Source organism: Agrobacterium vitis (assembly GCF_013337045.2).
Classification (GTDB): Bacteria; Pseudomonadota; Alphaproteobacteria; order Rhizobiales; family Rhizobiaceae; genus Allorhizobium; species Allorhizobium vitis_B.
On the sequence record NZ_CP118259.1, the window covers coordinates 21,573 to 37,250 of the forward strand.

Consider the following 15,678-nt stretch of genomic DNA (forward strand, 5'->3'; position numbering starts at 1 on the left):
AATTGCAGGCATCCGAAGATCCTGACCTTGAGAAAAACCTCCAGATAATCTTCATGGTTACATCCTTTGCCGTGCTGTGTCAGGCCTTCAAAGGCTAGAGAGTTCTCTGCTATCGGCAATTGAGATTTTTAGGCGGAGCCTATAGATTTCCTGGATGAGCAAACTCAATTTGGTGCATCTCAATGGATTGCGGGCCGTGGAGGCTGTCGGGCGACTAGGCTCTCTGCAAGCGGCAGCCGGAGAACTTGGCGTTTCGATCGGTGCCATCAGTCAGCAGGTCATCAAGGCTGAACAGCAGTTGCAGTTGCAATTATTCGAGCGAACCAGCCGCGGCATGGTGCCAACAGATGTGGCGGAGCCGGTGCTTGACCGTTTGAGTGCGGGCTTTCGGCATTTGTCGGGGGCAGTGGCGCTTGCGCTGAAGAGCGATGATACGGTTTTAACGATTTCGGTGGCTCCGGTCTTTGCTGCACGCTGGTTGGTGCATCGCATTGGTGCGTTTTCAGAACGGTTTCCGACGATCCGTCTCAGAATGGAGGCAAGCGACCGGTTAATCGATCCATCGAGTTCCGATGTTGATCTGTGTATTCGGGTCGGCCGTGGTGACTGGCCCGGTGTGCGGGCCGAGTTACTGCTGGAACAGAAGGTTTTTCCGGTCTGCACACCTGCCATGGCAAAGCGCCTGCAATCACCAGCCGATCTCCTGGACTTGCCGATTGTGGAAGATGGCCGGGCGATGTTCAGTTGGGATATATGGCTGGCCGCTGCCGGACTTCCCGGACGAACTGTCCGCACACGGCACGTCTTTAGCGAAGCCTCTCTGTGTCTGGACGCTGCATTGGCCGGGCAAGGCATATTGCTGGCCTGGCAAACCATTGCTTCGCAGCAATTACAGCAGGGGCAGTTGGTGGCACCCTTCGGGCCGGCAGTCGCGACAGGGCTCGCCCATTATTTCGTCAGTGCCGAAGGCGCGCGCCGCAATGACAAGGTCGATGCCTTCAAGCGTTGGCTGCGCGGTGAACTTCATGAGGATATGACCCGCCTCGCCAAGGCAATCCCTTTTCTGGGCGGGCCTTTTCTGGAAGGCCCATTTCTGAAAGGCGAGTGCAGTTGATCTTTGTGTGACCGCAGCTTTTTGTGGGCAGGTAGGCAGCTTGCCGCTGCATCGGTTGTCATTGTGGCTTGAACATCGTTAGATGTCGTCTGGACGATCCCCCGTGTCCCGATACCCTCAATTTTGCAAAGCGTGAACCTGTGATCATCGACAAAGCTGCCGAACCGGATGTGCTCAACACCGCCGCCCTGACGTCGCAAGAAAGCCGTGCAACGGCGACCCCGATGATGGAACAGTATATTGAAATCAAGGCGAACAATCCCGGTTCGCTGCTGTTTTACCGGATGGGCGATTTCTACGAGCTGTTTTTCGAGGATGCCGTCGAGGCGTCGCGAGCACTTGGTATCACGCTGACCAGGCGCGGTCAGCATCTGGGCCAAGACATTCCGATGTGCGGCGTTCCCGTGCATGCCTCTGACGATTATCTGCAAAAGCTGATCACGCTGGGGTTCCGGGTCGCCGTTTGCGAACAGATTGAAGATCCGGCGGAGGCAAAGAAGCGTGGCTCCAAATCCGTGGTCAAGCGCGACGTGGTGCGGTTGGTCACCCCCGGCACGCTGACGGAAGAAAAGCTGCTGTCGCCGTCGGAGACCAATTATCTGATGGCGCTGGCACGGGTGCGCGGCAGCGGCGATGAACTGGCGCTGGCCTGGATCGATATTTCCACTGGCGTCTTCCGCCTGGCCGAAACCAATCCCACCCGTCTGCTGGCCGATATTTTCCGCATTGATCCGCGTGAAGTGATTGTCGCCGAAACGCTGATGCAGGACCCGGACCTGAAGCCGGCCTTCGATGTGCTTGGCCGAGTGGTCGTGCCGCAGCCATCGGTGCTGTTCGATAGCGCTTCGGCAGAAGGGCGCATCACGCGCTATTTCAACGTCAAGACGCTCGACGGTTTCGGCGGGTTTTCACGGCCGGAAATGGCCGCGGCTTCGGCGGCGATTGCCTATGTCGAAAAAACCCAGATGTCCGAGCGTCCTCCGCTGGGCTTGCCTGAGCGGCAATCCTCGTCTTCGACCCTGTTCATTGACGCGGCCACCCGGGCCAACCTGGAATTGGTGAAGACCCTTTCCGGCCAGAAACAGGGTTCCCTGCTCAATACCATCGACCGAACCGTAACCGGCGGCGGCGCTCGGCTGATGGCTGAGCGGCTGATGTCGCCTTTGACGGAGGTGGTGGCGATTGCGCAGCGGCAGGATGCGGTCGCCCATCTGTTGACGGACGGTTTTCTGTGTGAGCGGCTGCGTGACCTTTTGAAACGCGCCCCGGATATGCCGCGTGCCCTGTCGCGGCTGGCCCTTGACCGGGGTGGGCCAAGAGATCTGGCGGCAATCCGGTATGGATTGTCCACATCAGGCGATGTGGCTGGGTTGCTGCGGGGGGCGGTGCTTCCGGATGAGCTTGCCTCGGCGCTCACCGATCTCGAAATGCTATCGCCATCGCTCGAAAATCTACTGGCCTCGCAACTGGCGGAAGATCTGCCGCTGTTGAAACGCGATGGTGGGTTTTTGAGGGAAGGCGCGAATGAGGGGCTGGACGAGGTACGGGCGCTGCGCGACCAGTCGCGCCGGGTGATTGCCGGACTGCAATTGCAATATGCCGAGGAAACCGGCGTCAAGTCGCTGAAGATCAAGCATAACAATGTGCTGGGTTATTTCATCGAAGTGACCGCCGGCAATGCTGGGCCGCTGATTGAGGGTGAGGCCAAGGCCCGCTTTATCCATCGCCAGTCGATGGCCAATGCCATGCGCTTTACCACGACCGAGCTGGCCGATCTCGAAAGCCGGATCGCCAATGCGGCGGGACAGGCGCTGGAAATCGAGCTTGCGGCGTTTGAGCGAATGCGTCAGGCGGTCGTGACCGAGGCCGAGGCCATCAAAAAAGCAGCGCGCGCGCTGGCAGTCATCGATGTGGCCGCCGGTCTTGCCGTGCTTGCTGAGGAGCAGGGCTATTGCCGGCCCCTGGTCGATGACAGCAGGATGTTTTCCATTGTCGCCGGGCGTCATCCGGTGGTCGAGCAAGCCTTGCGCAAACAGGCGGCCAGCCCTTTCATTGCCAATAATTGCGATCTTTCACCGGTAGGCGATCAGAAGCACGGCGCGATCTGGATGCTGACCGGTCCGAACATGGGCGGTAAATCCACCTTTCTGCGCCAGAATGCGCTGGTCGCCATTCTCGCCCAGATGGGATCGTTCGTACCCGCCGGGTCGGCGCATATCGGTATTGTCGACCGGCTGTTTTCCCGTGTCGGTGCCTCCGACGATCTGGCGCGGGGCCGTTCGACATTCATGGTCGAGATGGTGGAAACGGCGGCCATTCTCAATCAGGCGGGCGAGCGGTCTCTGGTCATTCTCGATGAGATCGGACGTGGTACGGCGACATTCGACGGTCTGTCGATTGCCTGGGCGACCGTCGAGCATCTGCATGAGGTCAATCGCTGCCGGTCGCTGTTTGCCACGCATTTTCACGAGCTGACGGCTCTGTCTGAAAAGCTTGTCCGGCTGTCGAACGTCACCATGAAAGTCAAGGAATGGCATGGCGACGTGATTTTCCTGCATGAGGTTGGGGCCGGGGCTGCCGACCGCTCCTACGGTATCCAGGTGGCGCGATTGGCTGGGCTGCCGGGCATGGTGGTGGAGCGCGCCCGCGCCGTGCTGTCGCAACTCGAAGATGCTGATCGAAAAAATCCGGCCAGCCAGTTGATCGATGACCTGCCGCTGTTCCAGGTCAGTCAGAGGCGGGAAAGCCGGACGGGGGCAGGGGCGCAGGTGTCGGCGGTGGAAGAGGCGTTGCGAGGCCTCAATCTGGATGATTTGACGCCAAGGCAGGCGCTCGATGCGCTTTACGACCTGAAAACCACCCTGGCAAAATCCTGATCCAGGATCGTGCTGCTTTTTGGTTTTGACTCAGTCAACGGATTTTAGGAATTATCGGCTATCCTGTTGCCCGCAGCGCCTTAAAAACGCTAAACCCGTTACAGACAAAAGCCGCCAGATTCCGAGCGGCAGGGAACAGATAACCGGACGATTATGACAAAGCACGATCCATCAGACGCAACCCTCCCCGATTTCAAGGCATTGGAGGCGGAATGCATGTCCATCGTGCTCCAGAATGGCAAGGTGCCGGAAACGCGGGCCGCCATTCTCCCCTTGCTGAAAAAGGCGAGCATAGATGGCCGGGAAGCGGCTTTGCGCCATCTGACCGCCAATGGCAGCGGGTTGGAATGTGCCGGGATGATTTCCAATCTCCAGGACAATCTGATCGCGCTGGTGCATCGCATGGTCACCCAGTCGGTTTATCCGACCACCCAGCATGAATTTGCGGTGGCTGCTGTCGGCGGGTATGGACGCAGCACCCTGGCTCCGGGGTCCGACATCGATCTCCTGTTCCTGCTGTCGGTCAAGGCCGGGGCGGATGCCCGCAAGGCGGTGGAATTCCTGCTCTATATTCTCTGGGATCTGGGTTTCAAGGTTGGCCATGCCACCCGTCTGGTCGAGGAATGCATCCGGCTGTCGCGCACCGACATGACTATCAGGACCGCCATTCTTGAAACTCGTTTCATCTGCGGGGAAGCGTTGCTGGTTGGCGAATTGCAGAAACGATTTGATGCCGAGGTGGTTGAAAAGACCGCGCCTGAATTCATTGCCGCCAAGCTGGCCGAACGTGATGAGCGGCATCGCAAGGCGGGCGATACCCGGTATCTGGTCGAACCGAATGTGAAGGAAGGCAAGGGCGGATTGCGTGATCTGCACACGTTGTTCTGGATCGCCAAATATTATTACCGGATTTCCGATCCCGCCGATCTGGTCAAACTGGGTGTTCTGTCGCGCCAGGAATGGCGGATGTTTCAGAAATCCGACGATTTTCTCTGGGCGGTGCGCTGCCATATGCATTTTGCCACCGGCAAGCCGGAAGAGCGGCTGTCCTTCGATCTCCAGCCGGAAATTGCCCGCAATCTCGGCTATAATGCCCGTCCCGGCCTTTCGGAGGTCGAACGTTTCATGAAGCATTATTTCCATGTTGCCAAAAATGTCGGCGACCTGACCCGGATCGTCTGTGCGAGCCTTGAGGACAAGCAGGCGAAGGCTGCTCCAGGACTGACCGCAGCCATCGGACGTTTTGCCCATCGGCCCCGGCGCATTCCCGGCACGCCTGAATTCATCGAGGACAGGGGCCGGATTGCTCTATCCGGTCCGGATATTTTCAAGCGTGATCCGATCAACGTCATGCGCTTCTTCCATGTCGCCGACCTGCATGGGCTGGAATTCCATCCTGATGCGCTCAAGGCGATTACCCGCTGCCTGCCGCTGATCGATCATGATTTCCGCGAAAACGAGGAGGCCAACCGGCTGTTCCTCTCCATCCTGACCTCTAAACGCGACCCGGCGCTGATGCTGACCCGGATGAACGAAGCGGGCGTGCTGGGCAAGTTTATCCCGGATTTCGGGCGGATCGTTTCGATGATGCAGTTCAACATGTATCATCATTATACCGTGGACGAGCATTTGATCCGATCGGTCGGCATTCTGGCCGAGGTCGATCAGGGGCAGCATGCCGATATCCATCCGTTGGCCGTCAAGCTGATGCCGAATATAGAGGAGCGCAGCGTGCTGTTCGTCGCGGTGCTGCTGCATGACATCGCCAAGGGCCGTCAGGAGGACCATTCGATTGCCGGCGCCAAGGTTGCCCGGCGTCTCTGCCCGCGTCTCGGTTTGAACGACAAGCAGACCGAATTGGTGGTCTGGCTGATCGAACAGCATCTGCTGATGTCGATGGTTGCCCAGACCCGCGATCTGCATGACCGCAAGACCATTACCGATTTCGCCGAAAAGGTGCAGTCGCTTGACAGGCTGCGCATGCTGCTGGTTCTGACGGTCTGCGATATCCGCGCCGTCGGCCCGGGCGTCTGGAACGGCTGGAAAGGCCAATTGCTGCGCACGCTTTATTATGAAACCGAATTGCTGCTATCGGGCGGTTTTTCCGAGAGCCCGCGCAAGGAGCGCGCCAAGCAGGCCGCCGAGCAATTGGCTGAGGCCCTGTCGGACTGGAGCCAGAAGGACCAGAAGACCTATACCAAGCTGCATTATCAACCCTATCTGCTGACGGTGCCGTTGGAAGACCAGGTGCGCCATGCCCATTTTATCCGCCAGGCTGACAAAGCCGATCAGGCGTTGGCAACCATGGTCCGCACCCATTCCTTCCACGCGATCACCGAGATTACGGTGCTTGCCCCCGACCATCCGCGCCTGTTGTCGATCATTGCCGGCGCCTGTGCAGCGGCAGGCGCCAATATTGCCGATGCGCAGATTTTCACCACTTCCGATGGCCGGGCACTCGATACCATTCTCATCAACAGGGAGTTTCCCATTGACGAGGATGAGATGCGACGGGCCAATACGATCAGCAAGATGATTGAAGACGTGTTGGCGGGCAAGAAGCGCCTGCCGGAAGTGATTGCCACCCGCACCAAGGGCCGCAAACGTAACAAGACCTTTACCGTTAAACCGCATGTGACGATTTCCAACAGCCTCTCCAATAAGTTTACGGTGATCGAGATCGAATGTCTCGACCGTATCGGTCTGCTGGCCGAGGTCACGGCAGTCCTGGCTGATCTGTCGCTCGATATTCACTCGGCCCGTATCACCACTTTTGGCGAAAAGGTCATCGATACCTTTTATGTCATTGATCTGGTTGGCCAGAAGATCACCAATGAAAACCGGCAGGGGTCCATTTCAGTTCGGCTGAAAGCGGTGATGAGCGAGCAGCCCGACGAATTGCGTGAACAGATGCCCTCGGGCATGATCGCGCCCGCCGCGACAAAATCCCCGGCTGCTGAAAAGAAAGCCCGCGTCTGATATGTCCCTCGTCAAGAAGTTCATGACCGTTGGCGGCGCCACGCTTGGCAGCCGATTGTTCGGTTTTGCCCGCGAAACCCTGATGGCGGCGGCGCTGGGCACCGGGCCGATGGCCGATGTCTTCTATGCCGCCTTCCGCTTTCCCAACCTGTTTCGCCGGTTGTTTGCCGAAGGCGCCTTCAACGCTGCTTTCGTGCCGCTGTTTTCCAAGGAGATCGAGGCAAACGGACTGGATGGCGCCAAGCGGTTTTCCGAGGAGGTCTTCGGCGTCCTCTTCACCGTCCTGTTGCTGATTACCATCGCCATGGAGCTTTCCATGCCGCTGCTGGTGCGGTTTGTCATCGCACCGGGTTTTGCCGATGACGCCGAGAAGTTTTCGCTGACCGTGCGGCTCGCCGTGGTGATGTTTCCCTATCTGATGTGCATGTCGCTGACGGCGATGCTGAGCGGCATGCTCAATTCGCTGCATCACTTTTTCGCCGCCGCCGTCGCGCCGATCTTTCTCAATCTGGTGATGATCAGTGCGCTGTTTTATGCGCTCTACCATGGTGTCGAGCCTGTGGTAACGGCCTGGTATCTGTCCTGGTCGGTGCTGGTGGCGGGGATTTTGCAGTTGCTGGTGGTCTATATCGGCGTGCGCCATGCGGGGATCAGGCTCGGTTTCAAATGGCCGAAGATCACTCCGAATGTGAAACGGTTGCTGGTGCTGGCCGTCCCTGCGGCGGTGACCGGCGGCATTACCCAGATCAACCAGTTGATCGGTCAGGCGATTGCCTCCTCCAAGGATGGAGCGATTGCCGCCCTGCAATATGCCGACCGTATCTATCAATTGCCCTTGGGCGTGGTGGGCGTTGCCGTTGGCGTGGTGCTCTTACCGGAGCTGGCGCGGGCGCTGAAATCTGATCATCAGCGCGAAGCCTTGACCATCCAGAACAGGTCGATCGAATTCGTGCTGTTTCTCACTCTGCCTGCGGCAGTCGGGCTTTGGGTCCTGTCTGATGATATCATCCGGGTGCTTTATGAGCGCGGCGCGTTTACCGCGCATAATACCGCCATCGTCGGGGCAATCCTCGCCTATTACGGCTTGGGCCTGCCTGGTTTTGTGATGATCAAGGCCTTGCAGCCGGGTTTTTACGCCCGCGAGGATACGAAAACCCCGATGCGGTTCACCGGCATTTCGGTGGTGGTCAATTCGACGCTGGCCATTTCGCTGTTTCCGCTGTTGCAGGAGCGGGGCATCGCCATTGCGGAAGCGACGGCGGGCGCGATCAACACGGTTCTGTTGTTCACCATGCTGGTACGGCGCGGACATTTGCAGGTGGAATGGGCGTTGGTGTCCCGGGCGCTGCGGCTTCTGCTGGCGGCGCTGGTCATGGGCGCGGCGCTGATGGCGCTGTCGGGCTTTTTCGCGCCTTATATCGGCACCGGTTCGCCCTTCCTGCACAAGGTGCTGGTGCTGTTCATCCAGATCGGTCTGGCGATGCTGATCTATTTCTCGCTGGCCTTCCTGATCGGTGGTGCGGATCTCGGCATGCTCAGGCGCAATCTGAAGCGCAAGAGGCGGGCGACGACAAGCGAGGCCGCCGATGACGCAGAATAGGCCGGTAAAACGCATCGCCACCGTAACGCTTGTTGTGGACGATTATGATCGGGCGCTGGCCTTTTATTGCGGCAAGCTGGGCTTTGCCTGCAAAGCGGATATCGACCTGGGCGATGGCAAGCGCTGGGTGATGGTTTCTCCCGCTGAAGACGGTGCCGGGCTGCTTCTGGCGCAGGCGGATGGAGAAAAACAGCTGGCGGCAATCGGCAACCAGGCCGGTGGCCGGGTTGCCTTCTTTCTGGAAACGGATGACTTTGCCCGCGATCATGCGGTGTTTATCGCTGATGGCATCGCCTTTCAGGAAGAGCCGCGTTACGAGCCTTACGGCACGGTTGCCGTGTTCGAAGATCTCTACGGCAATCTCTGGGACCTGATCGAGCCAAAATTATAATCGCGCCTCAGCCGTTCCCCGCTTGATCGAAAACGTCTGCCTGTGCATAAGCGCTGTAAATCCACACGAGGTATCAGGCCCTCCACAAGCCTGCTGAGGTCAATCATGAGCGAATTTCAGCCGCTGGTTTTCTCCGGTGTTCAGCCCACGGGCAATCTCCATCTTGGCAATTACCTCGGCGCGATCCGCAAATTCGTCGCGCTCCAGGAGAATAACGACTGCATGTATTGCGTCGTCGATCTGCATGCGCTGACGGCGCAACTGGTGCATGAGGACATGCGCGGCCAGATCCGCTCGATCACGGCGGCTTTTCTCGCGGCGGGTATCGACCCCGTCAAGCATATCGTTTTCAACCAGAGCCAGGTGCCGCAGCATGCCGAACTGGCCTGGATCTTCAACTGTGTCGCCCGCATCGGCTGGATGAACCGGATGACCCAGTTCAAGGACAAGGCGGGCAAGGACCGTGAGCAGGCCTCGCTTGGCCTGTTTGCCTATCCGAGCCTGATGGCTGCCGACATCCTTGTCTACCGCGCCACGCATGTGCCTGTGGGCGATGACCAGAAGCAGCATCTGGAACTGACCCGCGATATCGCCATGAAGTTCAACCTGGATTTTGCCCAGCAGATCCGCCCGACCGGACTCGGCATCGATATCACCGTCGGCAATGAGCCGGTGCATGCCTATTTTCCGATGGTCGAACCGTTGATCGACGGTCCGGCCCCCAGGGTGATGAGCCTGAAGGATGGCACCAAGAAAATGTCGAAATCCGATCCATCGGATCTGTCGCGCATCAACCTGATGGACGATGCCGAGGCGATTGCCAAGAAGATCCGCAAGGCCAAGACCGATCCGGATGCCCTGCCAAGTGAAACGGATGGACTGGCCGGACGGCCGGAGGCCGATAATCTGGTTGGCATTTATGCAGCCCTTGCCGACAAGGCCAAAGCCGAGGTGCTGGCGGAATTCGGCGGGCAGCAGTTCTCGGTGTTCAAGCCTGCGCTGATCGAACTTGCTGTCGAGGTTCTGTCGCCGATCACCGGTGAAATGCGCCGTTTGACAGGAGATCCTGCGCATATCGATGCTGTGTTGCGCGATGGTGGTGAGCGGGCGCGGGTGCGGGCGGAAAAAACCATGACGGAAATCCGCGACATTATCGGTTTCGTGCGCTAAGCTTTGATGATGATGCGTGGCAGGTGTCACGCGTCATCAGGTAACGGTTATCGGGGCCGGTCGATCCGGTCCGACGAACAGGGCAGGCCATGGTATCGAAACGTCTATCGCGTCTTGACGGGCATCGTCGGAAATTTCTGACGGTCATCGACGATACGCCGGAATGCTCCCGCGCCGTCCATTATGCTGGAAGGCGCGCCAAGAATTCGAATGGCGGGCTTGTTCTGCTCTATGTGATTCCCGAGGGCGATTTCCAGCAATGGCTGGGTGTCGAGGAAATCATGCGGGCCGAGGCCCAGGAAGCTGCCGAAGCCGTTATGGCGAAATCTGCCCAGACGGTGCGTGAAACCATTGGGCTTGAACCGGAAATCGTCATCCGCGAAGGCAGCGCCGCCGAGCAGATCCAGGCGGTGATTGAAGAAGATCGCGATATCGCCATCCTCGTTCTGGCCGCAGGTTCTGCCAAGGACGGGCCTGGCCCGCTGGTCTCGATGATCGCCGGGCGGGCGCAGGCGTTTCCCATTCCGGTGACCGTGCTGCCGGATACGCTGAGCAATGAAGAAATCGATGCGCTTTGCTGATTGATGACGTCATCAGGTGATTTGTCTTTATTTGCAGCCAGTGCTTGAAGCAGGACATACGAAGAGTTATTTTTGAAGCATTCTAAATCGGACCCGGCTTGACCGGTTCGCAAGGAGTTTGTGATGTTCATTCAGACGGAATCCACCCCCAATCCGGCGACTTTGAAATTTCTGCCGGGCAAGGTGGTGATGGAAAGCGGCACGGCTGAATTCCGCGACCGGGAAGCGGCCATGGCCTCGCCACTGGCTGAAAAGCTGTTTGCCATACCCGGCGTCACCTCCGTGTTCTTTGGCTATGACTTTGTGACCGTGACCAAGGATAGCGCCGAATGGCCGCATCTGAAGCCGGCCATCCTCGGTTCGATCATGGAGCATTTCATGAGCGGTGCGCCAATCATGGGCAGCGCCGTTGCCGGAGATGAGGCGTCGGACGAAGAGTTTTTCAACGAGGGTGACGAGACCATCGTTGCCACCATCAAGGAACTGCTGGAGACCCGGGTGCGTCCGGCCGTCGCCCAGGATGGCGGCGATATCACGTTCCGTGGTTTCCGCGATGGCAAGGTGTTTCTCAACATGAAGGGTTCCTGTGCAGGTTGCCCGTCCTCCACCGCGACGCTGAAGCATGGCGTACAAAACCTGCTGCGCCATTTCATTCCCGAAGTGCAGGAAGTCGAAGCCGTTTGATGCGGTTTGGGGCGGCGTCCTTCAGGTCGCCGCGCTTTCGAGACATGTGAAACGTCAGGCTATGAAAAGCGAGCAGGCATGATCCTTTTGGCAATCGACACCGCTGGCGTTGATTGCGCCGTTGGCCTGTATAACAGCGCTCTCGACCGGATGCTGGCGTCCAGAAGCGAGACGATTGGCCGTGGTCATGCTGAAAAGCTGATGGGGATGATCGATGCGGTTCTGGATGAGGCATCAACAGCGCTAACCAGTGTCGAGCGGGTTGCGGTCACCATTGGTCCCGGTTCCTTTACCGGCATACGTGTCGGCCTTTCGGCGGCGCGTGGCCTTGCCTTGGCGCTGGGTGTCGATATCGTCGGCATAACAACCCTTGCCGTTCTGGCGGCGGCAGAGCGCAGGCGGGGTGGCGCGGTTGCGGTGCTTGCTGCGATGGATGCCAAGCGCGATGAAGTCTATGTTCAGGGTTTCAGTGCTGATGCAGTGGCGCTGGATGGTGCTCGATTGCTGTCGGTGGACGCATTTCGGGCGATGGCGGCCGAGTTTGTCAGGCATGGTGCAGGGCGCGTCACCGGTTCGGCATGCCGGCTACTGGAGAAAGACGCGGCAGGGGAGAGTGAAGAGGCCGCAACAGTAGAAGCCGATCACTTTCCGATGGAGGATATCGCCAGGCTTGGAGCGGTTGCGCAGGCCTCGGGCAAGCCAAAACCGCTTTACTTGCGGGGGCCGGATGTCAAGCCGCAGGCTGGTTTTGCCGTGGCGCGGGCCTGATCCCGTTTTGGAGCAGGATGGGCTGGTGGGTTTTTAGACGATAAACGCAATAAAGTTAAATCTGCTGCGTATTTTCACCATAAATCCCAGGTGATCTTAGGAATTATCGGGTAATCTGTACCGTGAGCATGTCGGAATAAACATATTTTATCCTGACTCTGGGGAGGGTCTTATGCTTGAAACAATTTTTGCCCGTAAAGCCGAGTTTGAAATCGTCGCCATGGAGCTGGACGATTGCCATGACGTGTCGGAATTGCATGGCCAGCGGTTTTCGCAGCCATGGAATGATGGCGCATTCGAAAGCCTGCTGTTGCAGCCCAATGTCTTCGGTTTCGTGATTCGCCAGACCAATACGCTGATGTTCAAGCCGCAGCTCAGCGGTTTTGTGCTGGCACGCGAAGCGGCGGGCGAAGCGGAAATCTTGACGATTGCCGTGCATGAAAAGGGCGCCCGAAACGGTCTTGGCTGGCGGCTGATGCAGGGCGCGATGCGCGAAGCAAGAGTGCGCGGCGGCGAAATCATGTTCCTCGAAGTGGATGACGGCAATCACCCCGCTATCAATCTCTACCGCAAGCTGGGCTTTGAAAAAGCTGGCGAAAGACCCGCTTATTACGCCGATGCCAACGGTCGTCGCAGTGCGGCGCTTGTCATGCGGCGCGATCTTCGCTAACTCGTGACTATCGAAATTCACGAGCAACCGGACCATCATGACGGAGACGCCGAAAACGCTGGAAGAGCTCTGCGCGGAGCGTGGCATGCGCATGACCGAACAGCGGCGGATCATCGCGCGCATTCTTGAAGGCTGCGACGACCATCCAGATGTCGAGGAGCTGTACCGCCGCTCCTCGGCGATAGACGCCAAAATTTCGATCTCGACCGTCTATCGCACCGTCAAGCTGTTTGAGGATGCCGGGATCATCGCCCGCCACGATTTTCGCGATGGGCGCTCCCGTTACGAAACGATGCCGGAAGAACACCACGATCATCTGATTGATTTGAAGACGGGCGTGGTCATCGAGTTCCGCTCACCTGAGATCGAGGCGCTCCAGGAGCGAATCGCTCGGGAACATGGCTTCCGGCTGGTGGATCACCGGCTGGAACTCTATGGCGTGCCATTGGCGAAGGACGAGCCGTGAGCAGGGCAAGCTTTGGCTGTTCGTGGCAGCCATGATCATCACCATCCGAACTGTCTTCATGCTGGCGCTGCTCGTCGCCGTCACGCTGATTATGTTGCCGCTGCAATTGCTTGGCCTGGCGTTTGACCTGAAAATACGACGGTTATTGCCGCGCTACTGGCACAGGTTTGCCTGTCTGGTTCTCGGTATCCGCGTGCGGGTGCATGGCCTGCCGGAACGGCAAAGGCCTTTGATGCTGGCCGTCAATCACTGTTCCTGGACCGATATTCTGGTGCTGAGTTCCATTGCCGATGTGGTGTTCATCGCCAAGATGGAAGTGTCCGAATGGCCGATTTTCGGGACATTGGCCAAGCTGCAAAAAAGCATTTTCATTCGCCGCGAGGAAAAGCGTTCTTCCGGTGAGCAGGTCAATGACATTGCGGCCCGCATGGCGGATGGTGAAATCGTTGTGCTGTTTCCCGAAGGCACGACGTCGGACGGCAATCGGCTGCTGCCGGTCAAATCCTCGCTGTTTGGCGCTGCTTCCATGGCAGTGCCGCTTGCTCCTGAGGGCGTGGTCTATGTGCAGCCGGTTGCCATTGCCTATACGGGAATCCATGGCATGCCGATGGGCCGCTTCCATCGGCCATTGGTCAGTTGGCCGGGCGATGTCACGCTTGGACCGCATCTGGCCGGTCTGCTCAAGGTGGCGGCGGTGGATGTCGATGTCTGCTTCGGTGCGCCGGTTGCCTATACCAAGGACAGCAATCGCAAACGGGTGAGCGCTACGGTGGAAGCGGAAATCCGCCGTATGCTGCTGTCAAAGCTGCTGGGACGGACGATCGAATAGCAGACTATAAAACAACGAACTGTCTGCCGCTTTCCATTGGGATGATGCGGTACTCTTTGCTAATGCCGATCATTGGTATAAAAGCGCGCCATGACCCAGGAAATTTCAAGCCTTTCAGCATCGGTAGAGCCGGTGTCCGCCATGGTTGAACATACCTCTGCCCAGCAAAATCCTGCGCCGCAGAAGAAGGTGTTCATCAAGACCTATGGCTGTCAGATGAATGTCTATGACAGCAGCCGCATGGCCGATGCGCTGGTGGCTGAAGGCTATCAATCGACCGAGGATATGGAAGAAGCCAGCCTCGTGCTGCTCAATACCTGTCATATCCGCGAAAAGGCCGCCGACAAGGTTTATTCGGCGCTTGGGCGGTTGCGTGAAATGAAAAAGATCCGCGCCGCTAGAGGCGAGGAATTCATGATCGGCGTGGCCGGTTGCGTCGCCCAGGCCGAGGGCGAGGAAATCGTCCGCCGCGAACCGGGCGTCGATGTAGTTGTCGGTCCGCAGACCTATCACCGCCTGCCGCAGGCCCTAAGACGGGCGCGAAGCGGGGAGCGGGTGGTCGATACCGACTATGCCGTCGAAGACAAGTTCGAGCACCTGCCTGATCCAACCAAGATCGCCGGCAAGCGCCGGATGATCACGGCGTTTCTGACCGTGCAGGAAGGCTGTGATAAATTCTGCACGTTCTGCGTGGTGCCTTATACCCGTGGGTCCGAGGTTTCCCGCCCGCTTGCTCAATTGCTGGGTGAAGCCCAGAGGCTGGTGGAAAGCGGTGTGCGCGAAATCACTCTGCTTGGCCAGAACGTCAATGCCTGGCATGGCAAGGGACCGGATGGGCGCGAGATGGGCCTTGGCGATCTTCTTTACAAGCTTGCCGAAATTCCGGGTCTTGCCCGGTTGCGCTACACGACCAGCCATCCGCGTGACATGGACGAGCGGCTGATCGAGGCGCATCGCGATCTGCGGATGTTGATGCCCTATCTGCATCTGCCGGTACAGTCGGGTTCCGACCGAATCCTGAAAGCGATGAACCGTCGGCATAAGGCTGCCGACTATATTGCGCTCGTCGATCGTATCCGCGAGGCGCGTCCCGACATCGCCATATCAGGCGATTTCATCGTCGGTTTCCCCGGCGAAACGGATGCTGATTTCGAAGACACACTGAAATTGGTCGAGCGGATCGGCTATGCACAGGCCTTTTCGTTCAAATATTCGCCACGTCCAGGCACGCCCGGCGCCGACATGCCCGACCATGTGGCCGAGGACGTGAAGACCGAACGGCTCGCCCGGTTGCAGGAACTGTTGTTAAAACAACAGCATGACTTTGCCCGTTCGCTGGTGGGCCAGACCATGGACCTGCTTTTGGAAAAGCCGGGCCGGATGCCGGGGCAGATTATCGGCCGGTCTCCTTGGTTGCAGTCTGTGAATGTTGATGCAAAACCTTCGCAAATAGGCGACATTATTCAGGTACGAATCACGGATATCGGCCCAAACAGCTTGTTTGCCGAGGTGGCAGAGAGTTAGAGTGAGGGCAGGGACTGAATTCCGAT

The 15,678-nt window shown here is 58.3% G+C and carries 13 protein-coding genes; all 13 read left to right on the forward strand.

Going from position 1 to position 15,678, the window contains the following annotated elements:
- The first annotated feature begins 154 nt into the window (after positions 1-154).
- The 13 genes from G6L01_RS00115 to miaB all read left to right on the forward strand — a co-directional run bounded on the left by G6L01_RS00115 (position 155) and on the right by miaB (position 15,652).
- Positions 155-1,114, forward strand: a complete 960-nt coding sequence (locus G6L01_RS00115; RefSeq protein WP_070163748.1) for a LysR substrate-binding domain-containing protein — start codon at positions 155-157, stop codon at positions 1,112-1,114.
- A gap of 224 nt (positions 1,115-1,338) precedes the next feature.
- Positions 1,339-3,990, forward strand: a complete 2,652-nt coding sequence (gene mutS / locus G6L01_RS00120; protein WP_234891951.1) for a DNA mismatch repair protein MutS — start codon at positions 1,339-1,341, stop codon at positions 3,988-3,990.
- 153 nt (positions 3,991-4,143) lie between these two features.
- Positions 4,144-6,969 carry a [protein-PII] uridylyltransferase gene (locus G6L01_RS00125; RefSeq protein WP_070163743.1) on the forward strand — a complete coding sequence of 942 codons (2,826 nt, stop codon included), beginning with the start codon at positions 4,144-4,146 and terminating at the stop codon, positions 6,967-6,969.
- Between the two features lies 1 nt (position 6,970).
- A complete protein-coding gene (murJ, locus tag G6L01_RS00130; protein WP_070163741.1) occupies positions 6,971-8,569 on the forward strand; it encodes a murein biosynthesis integral membrane protein MurJ in 1,599 nt (532 codons plus the stop codon).
- Positions 8,556-8,960, forward strand: a complete 405-nt coding sequence (locus G6L01_RS00135; protein WP_070163739.1) for a VOC family protein — start codon at positions 8,556-8,558, stop codon at positions 8,958-8,960. Before murJ ends, G6L01_RS00135 begins: the two co-directional genes overlap by 14 nt.
- Positions 8,961-9,065: 105 nt before the next feature.
- A complete protein-coding gene (trpS, locus tag G6L01_RS00140) occupies positions 9,066-10,130 on the forward strand; it encodes a tryptophan--tRNA ligase (RefSeq protein WP_070163736.1) in 1,065 nt (354 codons plus the stop codon).
- 89 nt (positions 10,131-10,219) lie between these two features.
- Positions 10,220-10,711 carry a universal stress protein gene (locus G6L01_RS00145; RefSeq protein WP_070163734.1) on the forward strand — a complete coding sequence of 164 codons (492 nt, stop codon included), beginning with the start codon at positions 10,220-10,222 and terminating at the stop codon, positions 10,709-10,711.
- Positions 10,712-10,834: 123 nt separating this feature from the next.
- Positions 10,835-11,395 (forward strand): NifU family protein, encoded by a 561-nt coding sequence (locus tag G6L01_RS00150; RefSeq protein ID WP_070163732.1) that lies wholly within the window; start codon positions 10,835-10,837, stop codon positions 11,393-11,395.
- Between the two features lie 78 nt (positions 11,396-11,473).
- On the forward strand, positions 11,474-12,163 hold the full coding sequence (gene tsaB, locus G6L01_RS00155) for a tRNA (adenosine(37)-N6)-threonylcarbamoyltransferase complex dimerization subunit type 1 TsaB (protein WP_070163730.1): 690 nt from the start codon (positions 11,474-11,476) through the stop codon (positions 12,161-12,163).
- A 172-nt stretch (positions 12,164-12,335) separates the two neighbouring features.
- Complete coding sequence (locus tag G6L01_RS00160) at positions 12,336-12,833, forward strand: GNAT family N-acetyltransferase (RefSeq protein ID WP_070163728.1); 498 nt, start codon at positions 12,336-12,338, stop codon at positions 12,831-12,833.
- 37 nt (positions 12,834-12,870) lie between these two features.
- On the forward strand, positions 12,871-13,299 hold the full coding sequence (locus G6L01_RS00165) for a Fur family transcriptional regulator (RefSeq protein WP_070163726.1): 429 nt from the start codon (positions 12,871-12,873) through the stop codon (positions 13,297-13,299).
- 31 nt (positions 13,300-13,330) lie between these two features.
- The gene (gene olsA, locus G6L01_RS00170) at positions 13,331-14,128 is read left to right on the forward strand and encodes a lyso-ornithine lipid O-acyltransferase (RefSeq protein ID WP_070163724.1); all 798 of its coding nucleotides are present in this window, start codon (positions 13,331-13,333) and stop codon (positions 14,126-14,128) included.
- A 90-nt stretch (positions 14,129-14,218) separates the two neighbouring features.
- Positions 14,219-15,652: a tRNA (N6-isopentenyl adenosine(37)-C2)-methylthiotransferase MiaB gene (miaB, locus tag G6L01_RS00175; RefSeq protein ID WP_070163722.1), complete on the forward strand. Its 1,434-nt coding sequence runs from the start codon at positions 14,219-14,221 to the stop codon at positions 15,650-15,652.
- The last annotated feature ends 26 nt before the right edge of the window (positions 15,653-15,678 follow it).